This is a genomic window from Mesorhizobium sp. M0659 (assembly GCF_040320605.1).
GTDB lineage: Bacteria > Pseudomonadota > Alphaproteobacteria > Rhizobiales > Rhizobiaceae > Mesorhizobium.
This window is the reverse complement of the sequence record NZ_JAMYPY010000003.1, coordinates 340,030-360,459: the sequence shown is the minus strand read 5'-3', so window position 1 is coordinate 360,459 and position 20,430 is coordinate 340,030. Positions and strand designations below refer to the sequence as shown.

The window sequence follows — 20,430 nt, the reverse complement described above, 5'->3', positions numbered from 1 at the left end:
TCTATCCTGTCACGTCGGGAAGACGTTCAATGAACCGGAATTTGGCGGCAGCGCAAGCCTGTCAGTCTTGCTTAAATGGTGAACGAAAATTTCCTGCTGTTCACTATTAGGATACAGTCCATTCTGAGTTTGCCGCCTTTGCCATTGCCGGGCGGCCACTCATATAGGCGTGGACAGCGGCAAGAGCCGCAAACCGAAGGGAAGGAGCAAGACAATGCTCGACCAGATCAAGGGCCTGCATCACGTGACGTCGATGGCCGGCGATGCGCGCCAGAACAATGATTTCTTCACGCACAAGCTCGGCCTGCGCCGGGTCAAGAAGACCGTCAACTTCGACGCGCCAGATGTCTATCACCTCTATTATGGTGACGAGCACGGTACGCCCGGCTCGGTGATGACCTATTTTCCGTTCCCGGACATTGCCAGGGGCCGCCATGGCGTCGGGGAAGTCGGTACCACGGCCTATTCGGTGCCGGCCGGCACGCTCGGCTATTGGGAAAAGCGCTTCGCCGATGAAGGCGTTGCGGGTGTCTCCCGCGAAGAGACGTTCGGCGAGAAGCGGCTGGCCTTCGCCGGTCCCGACGGCGACGGTTTCGCGCTGGTCGAAGACAAAGCGGACAGCCGCGCGCCATGGTTGAAAGGCGGCATTCCTGCTGATGAGGCGATACGCGGCTTCCACTCGGTCTCGCTCAGATTGAAGGATGGTGGCGCCACGGAAGAGCTGTTGAAGTTCATGGGCTATGAGCAAGTGGACAAGTCCGGCAGTGTCAGCCGGCTCGCCATCAAGAACGGCAACGGCGCTGATGTCGTCGATATCGAATCGCTGCCTACCGCGGCCTTTGCCAATCTCGGCGCCGGCTCGGTCCACCATGTCGCCTTCTCGGTGGAGAACCGCGCCCAGCAGCTCGAAGTGCGCAAGGCGCTGATCGATACGGGTTATGGCGTAACGCCGGTGATCGACCGCGACTATTTCTGGGCGATCTACTTCCGAACGCCGGGCGGCGTGCTGTTCGAAGTCGCCACCAATGAGCCGGGCTTCGACCGCGACGAGGACACCGCCCATCTCGGCGAGGCGCTGAAACTGCCGACGCAGCACCAGCATCTGCGGCCCTATCTTGAAGAACATCTGCAGAAGCTGGAAGGCTGAGACGATGAGCAAGGAAGCTTACATCCATAAGGCGCTGCCGGGTTCGCCCGGCGGCCCGCTGCTCTTCGGCTTTCACGGCACCGGCGCGGACGAGAGCCAGCTGCTGTCGCTCGGGCGCGACCTCGCGCCACAGGCGACGATCGTATCGCCGCGCGGCGATGTTTCCGAGCATGGTGCGGCGCGTTTCTTCCGCCGCACCGGCGAGGGCGTCTACGACATGGACGACCTCGCGCGGGCGACCGCCAAGATGGCCGGTTTCATCAAGGCGCAGGTGGCGGCGGCAAGACCATCTTCGGTCTTGGGTCTCGGCTATTCCAACGGCGCCAACATCCTGGCGTCGGTAATGTTCGCCGCGCCCGAGCTGTTCGATGCGGCGGTGCTGATGCACCCGCTGATCCCGTTCGAACCGCAGGTGCAGGGCAGCCTTGCCGGACGCCGCATCCTGGTCACCGCCGGCAAACGCGATCCGATTTGCCCGCCCAACCTGACGTCGCGGCTGGAAGCCTGTTTGCGTGCCGATGGCGCCGATGTCACAGTGGAGTGGCACGATGGCGGCCACGAAATTCGGCCCAACGAGATCGAAGCGGCGAAGCGGCTTTTTGCCGATGCGCCGGTTGAAGGAGCAAGCGATGCCTGACCAGTTACCTGAGATCGAACTCGAGGACCGCGGCTCGAAGGGACGTTATGTCCTGCGCGGGCCCGGTGGCGCCGAGGCGGAAATGACCTTCACCAAGATCGGCGAGCACCAGATCATCATCGATCACACCGAAGTGCCGGACGTGTTTCGCGGCCAGGGCGCCGGCCTTCGGCTTGTCACACGCGCCGTCGAGGACGCGCGGGCAGTGGGCAAGAAGATCATCCCGCTCTGCCCCTTCGCCAACGCCCAGTTCCGCCGCCATCCGGAATGGGCGGATGTGCTGAAGCAATAGACCTTTTTCCCTTCTCCCCTTGTGGGGTGAGTTGCCGGTCGCCGAAGGCGAATTCATCGTGCCGGTGGCACGATGAAAGGCCGGCGAACGCCGGGACGCTGCGAAGCAGCGGGGACCCGGCAGGTGGTCGGAGTCGCTCAGCCACAAGAGCGAACACCTCTCTGGCATTTGCGCAGTTCGGCCTTCTTGCCTAAGTACACAGTTCGCTGCGGTTTGTCCGCTCCTGCCAACTGACCGAATGGCTTCCTGATGACCGAATCCGATCTCGTCCCCGTCTTCGACGGCCACAACGACACGCTGCTGCGACTGTACCAGTCGAAAGACACCGACGTCGAAAAGCTGTTCATCGAGGGGACGCAGGGCGGTCATATAGATCTGCCGCGCGCCAAGAAGGGCGGCTTTGCCGGCGGCATGTTCGCGATCTTTCCACCGCCGGTCGAGAAGAGCAAACGCTCTGCGGTGCCGCCGGCGCCGAGCGACAATGAGCCGTTGCCGCCGGAACTGCCGCGCGCTGATGCGCTCAATTCCACCATCGGCATGGCCTCGATCCTGTTTCGGCTGGAGCGAGCGGGGGCGCTGACCGTCTGCCGCAGTGCCGGTGACATTCGCGAGGCGATGGCGAAAGGTTCGATCGCGGCGGTGTTTCATATTGAAGGCGTCGAGGCGATCGATCCCGAACTTACCTTGCTCGACGTGCTCTACGAAGCCGGCCTGCGCTCGCTCGGCATTGTCTGGAGCCGCCCCAACGCCTTCGGCCACGGCGTCCCGTTCCGCTTTCCGTCGTCGCCCGATACCGGACCGGGGCTGACCGATGCCGGCAAGGCGCTGATCAAGGCCTGCAATCAGCTCAAGATCATGGTCGACCTGTCGCATCTCAACGAAAAGGGCTTTCGCGATGTCGCCGCACTCAGCGATGCGCCGCTGGTCGCCACCCATTCGAACGTGCATGCGCTGTGCACCCATTCGCGCAACCTGACGGACTGGCAGCTCGGCGCTATCCGCGAGACCGGCGGCATGGTCGGGCTCAACTTCGCCACCGGCTTCCTGCGCGAAGACGGACGGATGAACTCGGACACCAGCCTCGACATCATGGTGCGCCATGTCGACTCGCTGCTGCAGGCGCTGGGCGAGGACGGCGTCGGTCTCGGCTCCGATTTCGACGGCGCCATGATCCCGGCGGTCATCGGCGACGTTGCCGGCTTGCCAAAGCTGGTAGATGCGCTGGCCGCGCGCGGCTTCGGACGCGCGCTGATCGAGAAGATCGCCTATCGCAACTGGCTGAACGTTCTCGAAAGAACCATAGGCTGAGGCTTAAGCGCCCATGCGCTTCAGCCAATCCTGGCCGCCGCGATCCCTGATCATCGGCAGCGGGTTCTCCCAGTCCAGCCGCGCGCAGATGCGGTAGGCTTCGAGCGTCTCGGCGCTCATTTCGCCGCGCTTGTAGAAGTACATGGCGGCGGCATAGCGGGTACGACCCGACCATTTTTCGCCGAGCGGCGTGTTGACCAGCTGCCACTGTTCGGCGGCTCCCGCCTCATCATCCGGTTCGTCGGCCATGATCAGAAATCCGCCGGCGGATCGGCGGTGCGGCGGTCGAGCTTGATGAAGGGGCGGGCCACCACCTTGGCCCGCTTCATCAGCTTCTGGTACTGCAACTCGCGCATGGCGTAGATCTCGACCCAGAGGTCTTCCACCATCGTATCACCATAGGGACGCGTCAGCGAGGCGATGGCGATATTGCGCTTGGCCATCGGCGACCAGATGGCGGCGCTGACCAGCCCGACCTCCTGATGCTTCTTGTGGTAGACGATGGTGTGCTCGGCCGGGATGTTGCCTTCGATCTCCAGCCCGACCAGCACGTGGCGCAGCTTGCGTTTGGCACGGGCTTCGAGGATGGCGCCTCGGCCGTTGAAATGGCCTTTTTCCAAATCGATCATGAAGCCGAGACCGATCTCGTCCGGCATGCGCAGACGGTCGGCGCGAATGGCATGCTCGGCGGTGGTGAAGTCGGCATTGGCGACGATGAGGCCGGCTTCCAGCCGGGCGCGGTTGAGGGCGGCGTAGCCGATGGCGCGGATGCCGCGCAGTTCGCCTGCCGTCATCAGGCGGTCCCAGAGGCTGAGCGCTTTTTCGGCCGGCACGAACAGTTCGTAGCCGAGATCGCCGGTGAAGCCGGTGCGTGAGATGGTGACGGTGCTACCGTCATGCGGGAACTCGGCGAGATCGAACACTTTGAGTTTTTCAACGCCGGCAAAGCCGGCCTCGCGCAGCACGGCGAAGGAGGTTGGGCCTTGCAGAGCGAGACCAGCGACGCTTTCAGTCTCTTCTTCGACGGTCACTTCGAAACCGATGGCGCTGTCGAGCAGCCAGGGCAGGTGCCGCTCCTGCGAACACAGGCGGAAGCGGGTCGGCGACAGCCGGAACAGCGTGCCGTCATCGAGGACAAAACCTTCGTCGTCGCACCATGCGGTGTAGTGGACGCGGCCCGGTTTCAGCTTGGTGACATCGCGCAGCGTGACGCGATCGAGGAAGGCTTCGGCATCCGGCGCCTCGATGCGGTATTTGGTCATCGGCGAGATGTCGAACAAAGCCGCCTGGCTGCGGATGGCGAAATATTCGAGTTCCTCGTCCCACAGCGAATGCGGCGCGCGATAGCCGGCCCAATTGTACCAGTCCTGAGTTTTGGCCAGCGCATCGATGCGCGGCTGGAACGGCGTGCCGAGACGCAGTGTGCGGAAATGCGACTGCGCTGTGGTGCGGGCGGCGTTGTTGACCGGACTCGTCATGACGGCATTCCTTCGCCGTAAAGTGCGGCGTTGACTGGCTGAAACATCCGATCATCCCTTCATCGCGATGATGCGCCGCGCCGCATTCAAACCGGGAGCACCCGAAACGCCGCCGCCCGGATGCGAACCGGCGCCGGCCAGGAACAGCCCCTCGATCGGCGTGTCGTAGCCCGACCAGCCCGAGACGGGCCGCGACATCAGCATCTGGTCGGCCTGCAATTCGCCGTGGTGCCAATTGCCGCCCGGCATCCGGTAGTTGGCTTCGATACCGGCTGGCGTCAAAAGCTCGGCATGCAGCACGGACTTGCCGATACCGGGGGCGTACGCTTCGAGCTGCGCCATAACAGCCTTGAGGAATTTCGGCTTGCCGGCATCCCAACCCTCTTTCAGCGCGTAAGGCGCGTATTGCACGGTCGCCGACAGCACGCAGGCGCCGCTTGGCGCGAGCGAGGGGTCGGAGAGCGAGGGCAGTGTGATCTCCATCACCGGTTCGGCTGAGAACTCGCCATATTTTGACGGGTTGAAGGCGCGCTCGACATGGTCGGCCGAGGGCGCGATGACCAGACGGCCCTTGTGATTATCGGCGTCGACGCCGGAAAATTGCGGTGGCCGATCGAGCGCCAGATGGAGCTTGGCAGCGTCGCCCTTCATGCGAATGTTCTTCACCTTGCGCACGAAGCCGGTGCCGATCTCGCGTGACCCGACCAGGCCGAGCATGGTGGTCGCCGGGTTGATGGCGGAGATGATGGTTCTGGCTTGCAGCACCTCGCCGCTGTCGAGGGTCACGCCGACGGCGCGGCCTTTCTCGACGACTATCCTGGCCACGGGCGCTGCCGTGCGGATGGTGACGCCGGCTTTCTCCGCCGCCGCGCGGATCGCGGCGACGACCGCACCCATGCCACCTTTCGGCAGCATCTGTGCCCCTGCCGCACCGCCGGTCTCGCCGGCCAGCCGATAGTAGAGGCCGAGCAGGGAGGTCGGCGAACGCGGGCCGAGATGGCTACCAAGCGTGGCGTCGAAGGCAAGCAGGCCCTTCAGCCTGATATCGGCAAGCTGCTCGTCGAGCAGGTCGGCGACGTTCATCAGGAGAACGCGCAGAAAGTCGCGCATGTCTTCCTTGCCGAGCTTTTTCAGCGCCACGGCCGTCTGGCCGAGCGCTGCCGTTTCAAGCAGCGACATGCCACCGAGATCGGGCGGGCGCCGCGACAGGAACGGTTTCAGGATGCCGGCATAGCGCATGAGTTGCGCGCGCAATTCCTTCCAGGCGGACTGCTCGGACGGAGTGGAGCCGGTCAGCACTTCGCCATAGGCGCCATGCAGGACAAGCGGCGGGCCGTCCTTCGCCAAGGCGACCGACGGCATGAAGTCTGTACGGGTGACCTGCAGCCCGTGTTTCTCCAGCTCCAATGTCTTCACCACGTCGGGGTGCAGGCGGTTCAGCACATGCGCGATCGAGGAGACCCGAAAACCCGGCGCAAACTCTTCGGTGCGCGCCGCGCCGCCGACATCGCCAGCGGCTTCCAGCACCAGCACCTTGCGGCCGGCTTTCGCCAGAGTGGCGGCAGCGACAAGGCCGTTATGGCCGCCGCCTATGATGATGGCATCAAATGACGTCATGGGCCGGGCTCATATGGGAGGTCGATTTGGCGAGATCGCGCAGGATTTCGGCTGCCGCATTGCGGCCGGGCGCGCCCATGACGCCGCCGCCGGGATGGGTCGAGGATCCGCATATATAGAGCCCGCCGACCGGCGAACGGTATTGCGCGTAGCCCGGCACCGGCCGGTTGAACAGCAGCTGGTCGAAGGTCAGCTCGCCCTGGAAAATATTGCCTTCGGTCAGCCCAACCTCGGCTTCGATCTCGCGCGGCGTGCGAACCTCCATGTGAACGATGCGGTCGCGGAAGCCCGGCGAGTATTCCGCGATCTGCGCGACCACGCTTTCGGCGAAGCCGTCGCGGTCGGTATCGGTCCAGTCGCGGCCGTTCACCTTGGGCGGCGCGTACTGCACGAAGCAGCTCATGAAATGCTTGCCCGGCGGCGCCATGGTCGGGTCGAGCGTCGTTGGGATGACCATGTCGAGGAATGGGTCGGCCGACCAGCGACCGGCCTTCCAGTCGTCATAGGCGCGCTCCATGCGCTCCATGGAGTCGGTGAAATGCATGTCGCCGCGATAAACGGGCGAATCCTTCGGCAGTGCCGGGAAATCGGGCAGCGAATCCAGCGCGATGTTGACCTTGCCGGACGAGCCGCGGACCTTGAAGTTCCTGACCCGACGCAGGAAAATATCGGGCAGTTCCTTCTCCTCGACCAGTTTCAGGAATGTGCGTTTGGCGTCGGCGTTGGAGACGACGAGCTTGCCGTAGACCTCCTCGCCGCCGGCCAGCACCACGCCCTTGGCCTTGCCTCGGCTCACCAGCACATGGTCGACCTCGGCGCCGGTACGGATGGTGCCGCCGGACCCCTCGAAGGAAGCGGCGAGCGCCTTGGTGACAGCGCCCATGCCGCCGCGCGCATAGCCCCAGGCGCCGACCGAGCCGTCGACCTCGCCCATATAGTGGTGCAGCAGCACGTAGGCCGTGCCGGGCGACATCGGCCCGAGCGCGGTACCGATAATGCCGGACAAAGCGAAGTTCGCCTTGATGACATCGGTCTCAAAATATTCGTCGAGGAATTCCGAGATCGACATGGTCCAGAAGCGCAGCGTCAGCGCCATTTCTTCTGATGACAGGCCGGCGAATTTCCTGCCGAGATAGAGAAGCTCTCCGAGGTCACGCGGCTTGAGACTGGTCGGGTCCGGTGCGGTGCGCATCAGCAGCGGCTGGATGAAGCGGCACTGCCGCGTCACGTCGCGCGAATAACGGTCATAGGCCTCGGCGTCCCGCCTGGAGAAGCGGGCAAATTCGCGCCGGTGCGCATCGTGATCGCGGTAGTTGGCGAGGTAGTCGCCATCGCGCGTGAACACGGCGCCGCCCTCATAGGAAATCACCTGCAAGCCGAAGCGCGGCAGTTCGAGGTCGCGCATGATCTCGGGGCGAAACAGCGAGCAGACATAGGAGCAGTTGGAGTAGAGGAAGCCCGGCGTCAGCTCGCGGCTGGTGGCGGCGCCGCCGACCCAGTCGTTCTTTTCCACCACCAGCACGTCGAGCCCGGCGCGTTGCAAATAGCAGGCGTTGACCAGGCCGTTGTGTCCGCCGCCGATGACGATCGCATCCCAAGCTTTCATTCGCGCCCAGCCTTCATGGTGCTCGACCCTTCATTTTTCGCGTGATTTGTCGCCGAATGCGCGGAATTTGGCACGGCAGCGGCTATTCTGTCCAGCCGTTCTGAATGAATGTTCAACAAATTATATTGCGTTTTCCTGTTAATACGCTACGCTTTGCCGGCATTCGAACCTGCGCAATTCGGCTGATGGGACTTAAAGTCTGATGATCGAAACGGCAGATGGCGAGCCGGAATATGACGACGCCGCGATCCGCTTCCTCGAGGCGCTGTGGGGCGAGGGTTATCTGTCGCCGGGCGGACCCGACGAGGTCGACCGGGTGGTCGGAGGCCTGTCGCTCAAGGGCAAGACGATCCTCGACATAGGCTGCGGCTCCGGCGGCATCGCGTTGCATCTGATCGAGCGCCACGGTGCAGCCCATGCCACCGGCTTCGACATCGAACGCCCGGTGATCGAGGCGGCCAGAACGCGGGCTGCTGCACGCGGGCTCTCAGACCGCGCCAGCTTCATCCAGGCGTCACCCGGAGCGCTGCCTTTCACCGACGGCGCCTTCGATGTTGTGTTCTCCAAGGACGCGCTTTTGCATGTGCGTGACAAGGACGCGCTGTTTGCCGAAATCTTCCGCGTGCTGAAACCGGGCGGCGTCCTTGCCGCCTCCGACTGGCTGATCGGCCATGACGGCGAGCCGTCATCTGAGATGAAGGCCTATGTCGCGGCCGAAGGCCTGTCCTTCGCCATGGCCTCGCCGGCACGCTATGCGCAAGCGATGCGCAGCGCCGGCTTTGCCGATGTCGCCGTCAGAGACCGCAATTCTTGGTATCGCAAGGTCGCGCGCGGCGAGCTGGAAAGGCTGAAAGGCCCGCTCTACCAGACGGCGGCAGCCGCAGTCGGAGCGGCCTATATCGACAAGAACATACGAACCTGGGAGGCCATGCAGAAGGTGCTTGACAGTGGCGAGCACCGTCCCACTCATCTTCGCGGGTGGAAGCCGGCTGTGGTGGGATAGCCGGCAATGTGGAGCATGACGGCACCGATGAAAGCTGCAGCGCGCGAAGAGCGATCCTCCGACACGTCTGGAAAAACCGAACCGGAAAAACGCGGCCGCAAGGCGTCGAAGGAGGTCAGGCAACAGCAGCTGATCGAAGCGACCATCGATTCGCTGGCCAAGCGCGGTTATTCGGAAACGACGATGGCCGATGTCGCTGACGGCGCCGGCCTGTCGCGCGGCATCGTCAACTTCCATTTCGAGAGCAAGGAGAAGCTGCTCGTCGCCACGCTTGCCTATATGGCCGACGAATATGCGGCGCATTGGCGCGTCGCGCTGACCAAGGCCGGCGAGGATCCAGCCCGGCAGCTGCGGGCGCTGGTCGCCGCCGATTTCGACCGTTCGATCTGCAACAAGCGCAAGCTCGCGGCCTGGTGCGCGTTCTGGGGCGAGGCCAAGTCGCGGCCGACCTACCAGGCGCTGTGCGGCGCACGCGACGCGGCCTACCAGAAGATCTTCATCGACCTCTGTGCCACGCTCAAGCAGGGCGGTGGTTATGCCTATGAGCCGCAGGTCATGGCGCTCGCGCTCAGCGCCATGCTGGAGGGCTTGTGGCTGCGGCTGATGATGGGGACCGAGGACGTCACCCGTGAGAGCGCGCTGCAGGCGGCAAACGAATTCCTGTCGGCCGCCTTTCCGAAACACTACCGGCCGGGCAGCGGACGTTGACAACAACCGGCAGATCCAAGCCGGAGCGAACAATCAAAAACAAAGAGGATGGAACAGCATGAAAAGAATAACCCGACGCCTGACACTGACATTGGCGCTGACGGCGACGCTGGCTGGTTCGGCCGCGGCGATTGCGGTCGCCGCCGACAAGGACCTGATCGTGTTCGACTGGTCGGGCTATGAGGACCCGAGCTTTCACCCCAAATATGTCGAGAAGAACGGCGACTCGCCGACCTTCGCCTTCTTCGGCGACGAGGACGAAGCCTTCGAGAAAGTGCGCTCCGGTTTCAAGGCCGATCTTGGCCATCCCTGCTCGCAGAGCGTGACAAAGTGGCGCGAGGCGGGGCTGCTGCAGCCGCTCGACACCTCGAGGATCACCGGCTGGAAGGATCTCAATCCCGGCATCATGGCGATGAAGGATCTGGCCACCACTTCGGACGGCAAGGCCTGGTTCATGCCGTGGGACTGGGGCAACACCCAGCTCACCTACAACTCCGACAAGATCGACGCGAAGGATGTGCAGTCGCTGAAGGCCTTCGCCGACCCCAAGTTCAAGGGGCGGGTCTCAATCGGCGACAATGTCGACGACGCCTATGCGCTGGCCAGCCTTGCCATCGGGCTCAAGGACTGGACCAAGATGACGGACAACCAGTTCAAGCAGGCTTCCGACTTCCTGCGTCAGGTGCACAAAAATGTCCGCTCCTACTGGACCGATACCACCGACGTCGTGCAGTTGCTGAGCGGCGGCGAGGTCGATCTCGCCTGGGCATGGAACGATGCCACAGTACAATCCGTCGCTGCCGGTGTGCCGATCAAGTCCAAGAAGGATACGGACGAAGGCATCTCGACCTGGGTCTGCGGCTACGTGCTGTTCAAGGACGCACCCGGCAATGTCGACAAGGCCTATGACTACCTCAACGCGATCAACGATCCCGAGACCGCCAAGGTGCTGGTCAAGGACTGGGGTTATGGCCAGGCCAACGCCAAGGGCATGGCCGGCGTCGACCCGGCGATCCTGAAAGAAAAGGGCTATGACGACGTGCAGAAATTCGTCGACAAGACCCTGTTCCAATCGCCCGTGCCGTCGTCGCTCAAGCTCAAGATGATCGCCGAATTCGAGAAGATCAAGGCAGGCTACTAAAGCTCTGTCCGGCCTCCTCTGTCTGCCTGTCAGTGCGCCGGGCAGACGGTCTCGCCAAGGCCGCTGAAATTCCGTAACGTCGCCCGGCCGCTTTTCGCGATGAGGAGTTTCGCGCCATGAATTCCATGCTTCGCCGCCTCGCCCTTGCCGCTGCTCTTACAGTCGGCGCCGGCGCCGTGCTTGCTCATGCCGAAGGCGGCGGCGACCTCGTCGTGTTCGACTGGTCAGGCTATGAAGATCCGTTGCTGCACCCCGACTACACCGCCAAATACGGCGCCGAGCCTACCTTTGCTTTCTTCGGCGACGAGGAGGAAGCGTTCCAGAAGATGCGCGCCGGCTTCAAGGCCGACATCGCCCACCCCTGCTCGCAAAGCGTGACCAAGTGGCGCGAGGCCGGCATTCTGCAACCGCTCGACACCTCGCGGATCGCCGGCTGGAAGGATCTCAATCCCGGCATCATGGCGATGAAGGATCTCGCCGTCACCGCCGACGGCAAGGCCTGGTTCATGCCGTTCGACTGGGGCAACACTTCGCTGCTCTACCGCACCGACAAGGTCACGGCGGAGGAAGCGCAGTCGCTGAAGATTTTCGCCGATCCCAAATTCAAGGGCCGCGTCACCATCGGCGACAATGTCGATGACGCCTATGCGCTGGCCAGCCTGGTCATCGGCCTCAAGGACTGGACCAAGATGACCGACGCGCAGTTCCAGGAGGCGTCCGCCTTCCTGCGTGACGTCCACAAGAACATCCGCTTTTACTGGACCGACGACACCGACCTCAACCAGGCCTTTACCGGCAATGAGGTCGACCTCGTCTGGGGCTGGAATGAGACCTTCGTGACGCTCAAGGGCCAAGGCATGCCGATCGCCATGAACCGCGACACCAGGGAAGGCATATCCACCTGGGTGTGCGGCTATGTGCTGATGAAGGATGCGCCGGGCAAGCTCGATCAGGCCTATGATTTCCTCAGTGCGGTCAACGCGCATGCCGTGTCCGATTACTTGGTCAAGACCTTCGGCTACGGCCACGGCAACAGTGCCGGGATGGCCGCGATCGACCATCAGGTGCTGAGCGACCGTGGCTTCGACAATCTCGACAAGTTCTTGGACAAGACGCTGTTCCAGCAGCCGGTGCCGCCTGAGCTCAAGCAGCGCATGGTCACGGAATTCGAGAAGATCAAGGCCGGCTATTGAGCGACAGGACTGAAAGAACCGATGTCGTCATCGTCGGCGCCGGTTTCACCGGCCTGTCGGCTGCGCTTGAGCTGAGAAAGGCCGGCATCAATGTCGTGCTGCTCGAAGCACGCGACCGCGTCGGCGGCAGGGTCGAGGCTATTCGCAACGGGCTTGGCGAGCGCATCGACAGCGGCGGCCAGTTTTTCTGCGAAGACATGCCGGAGGTGACGGCGCTGGCCGCGTCCCGTGGCAAGGCCTTCGTCGAAACCTATGTGAATGGCGATTTCATCACCCATCCATCGCTGTCGGTCGAAGAGGCCGAACGGACCTATCATGGCGCGATGGCAATCCGCGAGCGGATGAATGCGATCGAGCCGGACGATCCCTCGATCGCCGGCATGAGCGCTGCCGCCTGGCTCGAACGCCAGCATGATCCCACTGACGCCAAGACGGCTTTCCGCTCGATGATCGAAGGCCTGTGGTGCCTGGCGATGGACAAGGTGCCGCTGTGGTACCTCATCGACAATGACCGCCGCATCACCAACGAGGTGCCTGAGCTGCAATATTCGCTGCTCGAAACCATGCAGTCGCTGGCCGAGGATATGGCCGGAGATCTCGGCGACAGGGTTTGGCTGAACGAGCCGGTTACGCGCATCGAGCACGGCCCGCAAGGGGTTCGTGCCGTCTCGGCAGGCAGCTCCATCGAAGCGCGAAAAGTGCTGGTCGCGCTGCCGCCGGCGACGGCCGCGAAGCTGGATTTCGCGCCCGCTCTGCCGCCGGCTCTCGCAAAGGCGCTCGGCGTCTGGGAAAGCGGTGCGGTGATCAAGATCCTGGTGCGCTATCCCACGCCGTTCTGGCGCGAGCGCGACCTGTGCGGCATGGTGATGTGGCGCGACCTGCCGGGCCTGTTCGCCTGTGACGCCAGCAAGGATGCGCAACATGCCGCGCTGGTCGTCTTCGTCGGCGGACCACTGGCGTTGCGTTGGCGTCCGCTCGCGGACGCGGCGCTGCGTGCGGAGGTCACGGCAAGGCTCCTTGATGCCCTTGGCCCGGAGGCGGCCGATATTATCGATTTCAGCCAGCGCGACTGGATCGATGACCGCTGGAGCGGCGGCGCCTACAGCGACCTTATTGTCGATGTGACGGCAAGGGATGCCGAGCGCACGATCCGTGCCGGCGCAGATCCTGTTCATTTCGCATCGTCGGAACTGTCGCCGTCATTCCCGGGCTATGTCGAAGGCGCCATCGTGATGGGGCGGATCGCAGCCAAACAGATCGCGACGGAACTTAAAATTCTTAGTGGAGCATGATCTTATTCCGAAAACCGGTTTCCACTTTTCGGGATCATGCTCAGTCCGCCATCGCCACCAAGGCCTCCGGATCGTAGCCGAGGCGGATCGAAGTGCCGACGGGGATATCGTCGGCGCCGAAGTCGTTGGTCTCGGTGACCGACAGTGGCTTTTCCAATCCGGGTATCTCGACGATGAGATGGGTGATCTCGCCAAAATAGTGGCGTTCGACCACCTTGCCGGCCACTTCGAATTTCGCCGTCGCGTTGTCCCACAGCACGCGCAATCGCTCCGGCCTGATGCCCAGCGTGGCGCCGCCGCCATTGCGCACGAAGGCCTTCGGCTTGTCGGTCCTGACCCGGCCGAAGCCCAGCGTGTCGACGACCAGCGAGGCGGCATTCTCCTCTATGATCTGCGCTTTTACGAAATTCATGCCGCCGAGGAAATCGGCGACCTGGCGGTTGACCGGCCGCTGGTAGATTTCCTTGGGCGAGGCGACCTGGGCGATCTTGCCGCCGAACATTACGGCGATGCGGTCGGACATAGCGAGCGCCTCATACTGGTCATGGGTGACCAGCACGAAGGTGATGCCGACCGCCTGCTGCAGGCGGCGCAGTTCGACCTGCATCTGCTCGCGCAATTTCTTGTCGAGAGCCGACAGCGGCTCGTCGAGCAGCAGCACCTTGGGCCGCATCACCAAGGCGCGGGCGAGCGCCACGCGCTGGCGCTGGCCGCCGGAAAGCTCGGTGGCGAGGCGTTTGCCGAGGCCGGTGAGCGACACCTGCGCCAGCCCTTCCTCGACGCGGCGCTTTTCTTCCGTTCCTCCCAGCCTGAGCCGTTTCAGCCCATAGGCGACATTCTGCTCGACATTGAGATGCGGGAAGATGGCATAACTCTGGAATACCATGTTGGTCGGCCGGCGGTTGGCCGGGATGCCTTCCATCGACTGGCCGCCGACCGAGATCGAGCCGCTGGTCGGGTTGTCGAAACCGGCAATCATGCGCAGCAGCGTGGTCTTGCCGCAGCCGGAAGGGCCGAGCAGCGAAAAGAACTCGCCCTCCTTGATGGTCAGCGAGGCGTCGTCGAGCGCCTTGAACGCCCCATAGCTGCGGGTAACGGTGCGGATTTCGATCATTGCTCGGTCGGTTTGGGGTCGATCAGATTGGGCCCGCTCGGACTTATCTTGCTTGGATGGCTCATCCTGAGGCCGTTCGGCCCGGGACTGCTCAGGCATAGAGGCCTCCCTCGCTCTGGGTGCGTCTGGCCGCATGGCGGCGCAGGATCTCGGCAACGGTCATCAAAACGAAAGAGGCAACCAGCAGCAGCGTGCCCAGCGCCAACACACCCGGCAGCTTGGCGGCAAAGCGCAACTGGCCCCAGATATAGATCGGCAGCGTCGTCTCGGTGCCGGTCAGGAAGAAAGCGATGACGAACTCGTCGAGCGAGATGGTGAAGCAGACCAGGAGGCTGGAAATGATCGCCGGCGCCACCATCGGCAGCGTCACCCGCCGGAAGGTGCCGAAGGCACTCTCGCCGAGATCGGCGGAGGCTTCTTCGAGGCTGCGGTCGAAGCCCTCGAAACCGGCGGTCAGCACCGTCATCGAATAGGGAATGCAGATCAGGACATGGCCGAGTACGACGGTGAACAGCGAAAGGCTTAAGCCCAGTTGCAGCATGACCAGCAGCATGGAGATGGCGAGGATGATTTCCGGCAGCACCAGCGGCGCCATGATCAGGCCATTGATAGTGCGGCGGCCGGGATAGCGGTAGCGGGTGATCGAGCGGGCGGCGAGGATGCCGAGCAGCGTCGCCAGCACCGATGCCGAGATACCGACGATCAGGCTGTTCCAGGCGGCGTCAAGCAGCGCCGGCGTCTTCGGCAGGTCTTGGTACCATTTCAGCGTATAGCCGGTGAGAGGAAATTTTGGCGTCGGCGCGGTGTTGATCGAGAAGATCGGCAGGAAGATCACCGGCAGATAGAGAAAGACGACGTAGAGGAAGGCGTAGGCGGACAGCCAGCCGCCGGGAAAAAGGCGCCGCCTCGCCGTCATCGCGCCAGCCTCTGCAGCGCGCGGATGATGAGCACGGTGGCGCCCGCCATCAGCGTCACGACCAGCATGGTGGTCACGGACAATGCCGCGCCGAGTGGCCAGTTGGAGGCCTTATGGAACTGCGACTCGATGGCATTGGCGATCATCACGCCATCCTTGCCGCCGACCAGCCTTGGGGTGACGTAGTCGCCGACGGTGGGGATCATGACGATGAGAGCGGCCGAGATGACGCCCGGCGCCGACAGCGGCAGCGTCACGCGCAGGAAGGAGCGCAGCGGGCCGTCGCCAAGATCGGTGGCAGCCTCGACCAAGGTGCGGTCGACCTTCTCGAGCGAAACGAAGATCGGCAGGATGGCGAAGGCCGCCCAAGCGTGTGTGAGCGTGATGATGACGGCGCTGGAATTGTAGAGTAGCGCGGTCGATGGTTCGTCGATGATGCCGAGGCCCATCAGGCCGGAATTCAGCACGCCATTATAGCCGAGGATGACTTTCCATGACATCACGCGCAGGAGATAGCTGGTCCAGAACGGGATGGTAATCAGGAACAGCCACAGGCTCTTGTGGCGACCGCCATGGAACGAGATGAAATAGGCGATCGGATAGGCGAGGATGACGGTGAAAAAGCTCACCGTCAGGGAAATGTAGAGCGAGCGCCACAGAAGATCGCGGTAGATCGGCTCGGTCAGCGCGATGCGATAGTTCTCCAGCGTGAATGTATGGTCGATGGTGAGGTAGTTCTGCGTCCAGAAGGAGTGGGCGAAGACCACCAGGATCGGCACCAGCAGCAGGATCAAAGCGTAGACCAAGGTCGGGCTGATCAGGGCAAGGCCCTGGACGGATTCGGACTGCAGAAGGGCGTTTCGCCTTGCTCGCGTCATGCGTCGCGTGGGCACCCCTTCGGCAGCTACCGTCATTGCAGCGACCCGGGCGTGATCTCGGTTGCTGGCTCGAACTGTTCCGCCATGATGCTCCCATTGACCGGGCCGGCTGCCTGTTCCCAATTTTTGCGGAGCGCGCTTTGCTGGTTGCGCTCCAAGCTTGCCGGCTTTCTTTCATCATGAGCGCATCCGTGCATTGAAATCAAGCGCTATTTCTGTAATATTGATTGAACGGACATTCAAAACGAAGTGAAGAAAGCCGGCTTTCCTGCCCTTGGCGCTTCGCTTTCTGTCCGGTGAAATTACGCTCAGACGATGCGAGGCAATGATGGCGGCTGCAAGAGACCTAAGAGCGATGGAAATGGCTGACGGTGGCGATGCGGTCGAGCTGGCCAAGCGCCATCTCATCCAGCCCTGGCCTTATGCCGGCTCGGTCGGCAATGAAGCGCGTGCGCTGATTGGCGAGGGCGATGGCATCTACATCACCGATGTAACAGGCAAGCGACTGATCGACGGGCCGGCCGGCATGTGGTGCATCAATGTCGGCCACCGCCGCGAGGAGCTGGCCAGGGTGATGTACGACCAGGCGATGATGCTGTCCTACAACACGCCCTGGTATACGATGAATGCGCCGTCGGCCGAGCTCGCCAAGCGCCTCGCCGATCATGCGCCGGGCGATCTCAGCCATACCTTCTTCACCACCGGCGGATCGTCGGCTGTCGAGACGGCGCTGCGCTTCATGCAGTTCTACAACAATGTGCGCGGGCGGCCGGAAAAGAAGCTGATCCTCAGCCGCGGCGGCGCCTATCACGGCTCGACCTATCTGTCGGCCTCGCTCAACGGCCGGCCGCGCGACCGCGACTGGATGGACGGCGCCGACGATCTGGTCGTCAAACTGTCCTCGCCAGACCCGTTCCGGCGGCCGAAAGGCATTGACATCGCCGCCTTCTGCGATTTCCTGGTCGATCAGTTTCGCGATACGGTCGCCCGCGTCGGCGCAGAGAAGATCGGTGCTTTCGTCGGCGAACCGGTGCAGGCATCCGGCGGCGTCGTCGTGCCGCCGGATGGCTATCTCAAGCGCATTCGCGAAATCTGCAGGGACAACGATATCCTCTATATCTCCGATGAGGTGGTGACCGGCTTCGGGCGGCTCGGCCATGTCTTTGCCTCCGGCGATGGCTTCGGCATCGACCCCGACATGATCACCTTCGCCAAGGGCGTCACATCAGGCTATTTCCCGCTTGGCGGCGTCATCATCTCGGAGCGGCTGCTTCAGGAAATGCGCCGTTCCAACCATCCCGATGCGATGTTCGGCCATGGCCTGACCTATACCAGTCATCCCATCGGCTGCGCGGTGGCGCTGAAGAACCTCGATATCCTGGAAGACAGCGTGCTGGCCCACACGCGCGATGTCGCGCCCTATTTCCAGGCGCAGTTGAAGACGCTGGAGGAGCTGCCGCTGGTTGGCGAAGTCCGCGGCGTGGGCCTGATGGGCTGCGTCGAGTGCGTAGCCGACCGCGAAAGCAAGGATCCGCTGCAGCTCGACAAGGATGTCGGCAAGCGCATCGACGCGCATTGCCACGAACTCGGCCTCCTGGTCCGGCCGCTGATCAACATGTGCGTGATGTCGCCGCCGCTGATCATCACGCGAGAGCAGATCGACGACATGGTGGCGATCCTGCGTGAGGGGATCTCGCGGACCATGGATGATCTGCGCAAAGAGGGCGTGTGGCAGGGGTGATAGCATTCCTCGCCCCGTTCTACGGGGAGAGGATTCCGGCAGGCGGGCGGCCGGCTTGCGAGATTTTGGCGCAGGCGCTTGCCAAGGTTAGGATTCCGCAACCAATAGCGAGATGATGGCGCTGCCCATCATCCACCCTTTGGGCACCTTCTCCCCGTGAAACGGGGAGAAGGGAAAAGGCCCTACACCTGCGAGCGCATCGCCTCATTGAGGTTCCACATGTCCTTCTCCTCCGGCGCGGTCTCCAGGCCCAGCACCGGGATCTGCTTGCGCAGATGGTCGTGGTGGGTGCGCACACCGTATTCGAGGTCGGAGAGATAAAAACCCTCGAAGGCCTCCGAGATCATGGACTCGTTCGACCACACGGAAAGCTGCACGTCCTCGTTCATGGTGTCCCGGTCGATGCGGTAGGCGAGATAGCGGGCGGCCGCCTGTTCCCGGGTCTCGTCGGGGTAGCGGTAGATGGCACCGCGCAGCAGCGTCTCGCCGGTCGACAGCGGGAACTCCTGATAGAACTGCACCGATTCCGGCATGATCGACAGCGCGTTGTTGGGGAAGATGCCGTAATAGATCCAGGCCCTGCGCAGATGCTCCGGCAGGTGTGAGGCATCGGGCGTGAGCTTGATGTATTCGCGCACGCTCCAGCGCCGGCCGGCATGCGGATTGTAGGTGGCAAACGAGCGCGACACGCCGTTGATGAACGGCTCGTCGAAATAGGTCGAGCCGTAGAGATCCTGCAGCGCCGGATGCGCCATGGCGACGTGGTAGCCTTCATTGTCGACGTCGCGCACCGACTTCCAGTTGACCGGCGTTTTCTGTGTCCAGATGCCCCAGGACGGCACCATCTCGGCTACATTGTAGTGGGCCATCTCGGCCTCGATCGGCTTCAACAGTTCGGCCACCGAAGGCTGCGGGCCCCCCTTGCGAAAGCGGACAAAGATGAAGCCCATCCATATCTCAAGGTCGAGCGGCATCAGGCCGAATTCGGTCTTGTCGAGCTCGGGGAAGGAGCGCGGCCGGGCGGCGCCGCGCAACGTGCCGTCGAGATTGTAGACCCAGCCATGGAACGGGCAGACCAGCGCGTTCTTGCAGGTGCCCTGGCTGTCGGCGACGACGCGGCTGCCGCGATGCCGGCACATGTTGTTGAAGGCGCGCACGACGCCGTCCTTGCCGCGCACGATGAGCGCCCGCTCGCCGACCACGTCCATAGTCAGATAGTCGCCGGCATTCGGCACGTCGCAGACATGGCCGGCGATCTGCCAATGGTTGCGGAAGACGTATTCCTTCTCAAGTTCGAGAAGCGCGTCGGAGTGATAACTCCAGCCCGGCAGACCCCGCCGGTCCCAATCATTGGGGATCGCCACGTCACGGAGATGCGGGTTCATAAAAAAGCTCTTCTTTTATTGAATACTCATTCAATAAAACCATATTTTGCGTTGAAATGCAATGGCTTGTAGAAATCTCAACTTTTCAAGTCGGCACAACAGGGCCGGCTGAAAGCCGGAAAATCCCGGAATATCCGGGCGTTAACCGGGGTCGTGAAATAGCTGTCCGGCATGCGGATTTGGCCGTGCCGAGCTTGCAAACACGGCCCGCTCCGAGACGAAAAATACCTGGCGTCCGCAAATTCGATCCGCAGTGTGAGCTTGTTCATAGTGCGGCCGACAGGAAGCGGGCTTGGTGCGTTCGCGGCCCGCCTGTCGTCAACATTTGATTGCGCGCATGAAACAGCTTCGCAAATGCATCTTGCCGTCGGCACATGACCGGATCTGTCCGGATATGCCCGAATTTCTTGTTTCAAACCTGTTACGCGGGCAAGCCAAGCGCATCATTCGCCCGTTACCAGGCGCGCTTAGGTTCGTTTCATAAGAAAACGAAGGGGAGCAGCAATGCATACGAAAATCGAGATCACCAGCAACGAACGGCGCGCCAAACCGGCACTGCGTCAGCGCGCCAGCGACCATCCGGTTGCGATGTTCTCCATGCTGGGCGCCTGCGCTCTGGCCGTCATGTTCCTGACACCGGCTTCCGGTCCGGCCTTCGCTTCGCTCAACCCGCCGGCCAATGTCGTCCAGGGCGCGCTGACCACCATCAAGACCGCCCGGCTGCCGGAGCCGGAAATCGATTTTGCCTGCCAGGGCCAGGCCTGGGGCGCCGAGAGCGCGGAGTGCCTGCGCGTCATCGCCGCCCAGTCCGGCGTGCACAAGGCGCGTGCCGTCCGCATGATCGCCAACGCAGCGCCGCTGACCACGACACCCAACGTTTTCTGAACCTCCCGAGCGCTTCCTCCCGCGCTCGTTCTTGGCTCCCGCCGCTTCCCTCGGTCGGGAGCCTCTTTTTTAGGGTCTATCGAGATTCG

General features: G+C 62.9%; 19 protein-coding genes. 11 read left to right on the top strand and 8 right to left on the bottom strand.

Annotated elements, in window-relative coordinates:
* Nucleotides 1-214 precede the first annotated feature (214 nt).
* From NKI31_RS07175 to NKI31_RS07160, 4 genes are all read left to right on the top strand, one after another.
* A complete protein-coding gene (locus NKI31_RS07175; protein WP_023715016.1) occupies nucleotides 215-1,147 on the top strand; it encodes a VOC family protein in 933 nt (310 codons plus the stop codon).
* A 4-nt stretch (nucleotides 1,148-1,151) separates the two neighbouring features.
* Nucleotides 1,152-1,784, top strand: coding sequence for an alpha/beta hydrolase (locus tag NKI31_RS07170; protein WP_352500613.1), 633 nt, complete (start codon nucleotides 1,152-1,154; stop codon nucleotides 1,782-1,784).
* Complete coding sequence (locus NKI31_RS07165; RefSeq protein WP_023715014.1) at nucleotides 1,777-2,076, top strand: GNAT family N-acetyltransferase; 300 nt, start codon at nucleotides 1,777-1,779, stop codon at nucleotides 2,074-2,076. The genes NKI31_RS07170 and NKI31_RS07165 overlap by 8 nt, the downstream gene beginning before the upstream one ends.
* A gap of 249 nt (nucleotides 2,077-2,325) precedes the next feature.
* Nucleotides 2,326-3,384 (top strand): dipeptidase, encoded by a 1,059-nt coding sequence (locus tag NKI31_RS07160; protein WP_352650985.1) that lies wholly within the window; start codon nucleotides 2,326-2,328, stop codon nucleotides 3,382-3,384.
* A 3-nt stretch (nucleotides 3,385-3,387) separates the two neighbouring features.
* On the opposite strand, the gene NKI31_RS07155 is transcribed toward NKI31_RS07160, so the two are convergent.
* The 4 genes from NKI31_RS07155 to NKI31_RS07140 are packed head-to-tail and all read right to left on the bottom strand — an operon-like array spanning nucleotide 3,388 to nucleotide 8,085.
* Nucleotides 3,388-3,633 (bottom strand): hypothetical protein, encoded by a 246-nt coding sequence (locus tag NKI31_RS07155; RefSeq protein WP_352650983.1) that lies wholly within the window; start codon nucleotides 3,631-3,633, stop codon nucleotides 3,388-3,390.
* Nucleotides 3,634-3,635: 2 nt separating this feature from the next.
* Nucleotides 3,636-4,862: an aminomethyl transferase family protein gene (locus NKI31_RS07150; RefSeq protein ID WP_352650982.1), complete on the bottom strand. Its 1,227-nt coding sequence runs from the start codon at nucleotides 4,860-4,862 to the stop codon at nucleotides 3,636-3,638.
* A gap of 51 nt (nucleotides 4,863-4,913) precedes the next feature.
* On the bottom strand, nucleotides 4,914-6,479 hold the full coding sequence (locus NKI31_RS07145) for a phytoene desaturase family protein (protein ID WP_352650980.1): 1,566 nt from the start codon (nucleotides 6,477-6,479) through the stop codon (nucleotides 4,914-4,916).
* Nucleotides 6,466-8,085: a phytoene desaturase family protein gene (locus NKI31_RS07140; RefSeq protein ID WP_352650978.1), complete on the bottom strand. Its 1,620-nt coding sequence runs from the start codon at nucleotides 8,083-8,085 to the stop codon at nucleotides 6,466-6,468. The genes NKI31_RS07145 and NKI31_RS07140 overlap by 14 nt, the downstream gene beginning before the upstream one ends.
* A 202-nt stretch (nucleotides 8,086-8,287) precedes the next feature.
* Between NKI31_RS07140 and NKI31_RS07135 the strand changes: the two genes are divergently transcribed.
* The 5 genes from NKI31_RS07135 to NKI31_RS07115 all read left to right on the top strand — a co-directional run bounded on the left by NKI31_RS07135 (nucleotide 8,288) and on the right by NKI31_RS07115 (nucleotide 13,422).
* Nucleotides 8,288-9,088: a methyltransferase domain-containing protein gene (locus NKI31_RS07135; RefSeq protein WP_352650977.1), complete on the top strand. Its 801-nt coding sequence runs from the start codon at nucleotides 8,288-8,290 to the stop codon at nucleotides 9,086-9,088.
* Nucleotides 9,089-9,115: 27 nt separating this feature from the next.
* Nucleotides 9,116-9,796, top strand: coding sequence for a transcriptional regulator BetI (gene betI, locus NKI31_RS07130; RefSeq protein WP_023708595.1), 681 nt, complete (start codon nucleotides 9,116-9,118; stop codon nucleotides 9,794-9,796).
* Between the two features lie 58 nt (nucleotides 9,797-9,854).
* Entirely contained in the window at nucleotides 9,855-10,937 is a 1,083-nt protein-coding gene (locus NKI31_RS07125; protein WP_023708596.1) for an ABC transporter substrate-binding protein, read from the top strand.
* A gap of 116 nt (nucleotides 10,938-11,053) precedes the next feature.
* On the top strand, nucleotides 11,054-12,130 hold the full coding sequence (locus NKI31_RS07120) for an extracellular solute-binding protein (protein WP_023742923.1): 1,077 nt from the start codon (nucleotides 11,054-11,056) through the stop codon (nucleotides 12,128-12,130).
* On the top strand, nucleotides 12,127-13,422 hold the full coding sequence (locus tag NKI31_RS07115; RefSeq protein ID WP_352650974.1) for a flavin monoamine oxidase family protein: 1,296 nt from the start codon (nucleotides 12,127-12,129) through the stop codon (nucleotides 13,420-13,422). The genes NKI31_RS07120 and NKI31_RS07115 overlap by 4 nt, the downstream gene beginning before the upstream one ends.
* Before the next feature lie 40 nt (nucleotides 13,423-13,462).
* Here the strand turns inward: NKI31_RS07115 and NKI31_RS07110 are convergent, their stop codons facing one another.
* From NKI31_RS07110 to NKI31_RS07100, 3 genes are all read right to left on the bottom strand, one after another.
* Entirely contained in the window at nucleotides 13,463-14,536 is a 1,074-nt protein-coding gene (locus tag NKI31_RS07110) for an ABC transporter ATP-binding protein (protein WP_352650972.1), read from the bottom strand.
* 91 nt (nucleotides 14,537-14,627) lie between these two features.
* Entirely contained in the window at nucleotides 14,628-15,452 is an 825-nt protein-coding gene (locus NKI31_RS07105) for an ABC transporter permease (RefSeq protein ID WP_023670071.1), read from the bottom strand.
* Complete coding sequence (locus NKI31_RS07100) at nucleotides 15,449-16,366, bottom strand: ABC transporter permease (RefSeq protein WP_023701363.1); 918 nt, start codon at nucleotides 16,364-16,366, stop codon at nucleotides 15,449-15,451. The genes NKI31_RS07105 and NKI31_RS07100 overlap by 4 nt, the downstream gene beginning before the upstream one ends.
* Nucleotides 16,367-16,658: 292 nt before the next feature.
* On the opposite strand from NKI31_RS07100, the gene NKI31_RS07095 reads away from it, so the two are divergent.
* Nucleotides 16,659-18,071, top strand: coding sequence for an aminotransferase (locus tag NKI31_RS07095; RefSeq protein WP_352650970.1), 1,413 nt, complete (start codon nucleotides 16,659-16,661; stop codon nucleotides 18,069-18,071).
* A gap of 182 nt (nucleotides 18,072-18,253) precedes the next feature.
* On the opposite strand, the gene NKI31_RS07090 is transcribed toward NKI31_RS07095, so the two are convergent.
* On the bottom strand, nucleotides 18,254-19,456 hold the full coding sequence (locus NKI31_RS07090) for an aromatic ring-hydroxylating oxygenase subunit alpha (protein ID WP_023696407.1): 1,203 nt from the start codon (nucleotides 19,454-19,456) through the stop codon (nucleotides 18,254-18,256).
* Nucleotides 19,457-19,960: 504 nt separating this feature from the next.
* Here NKI31_RS07090 and NKI31_RS07085 point away from each other — a divergent pair.
* Nucleotides 19,961-20,341 (top strand): hypothetical protein, encoded by a 381-nt coding sequence (locus NKI31_RS07085; protein ID WP_023701367.1) that lies wholly within the window; start codon nucleotides 19,961-19,963, stop codon nucleotides 20,339-20,341.
* Nucleotides 20,342-20,430: the final 89 nt, after the last annotated feature.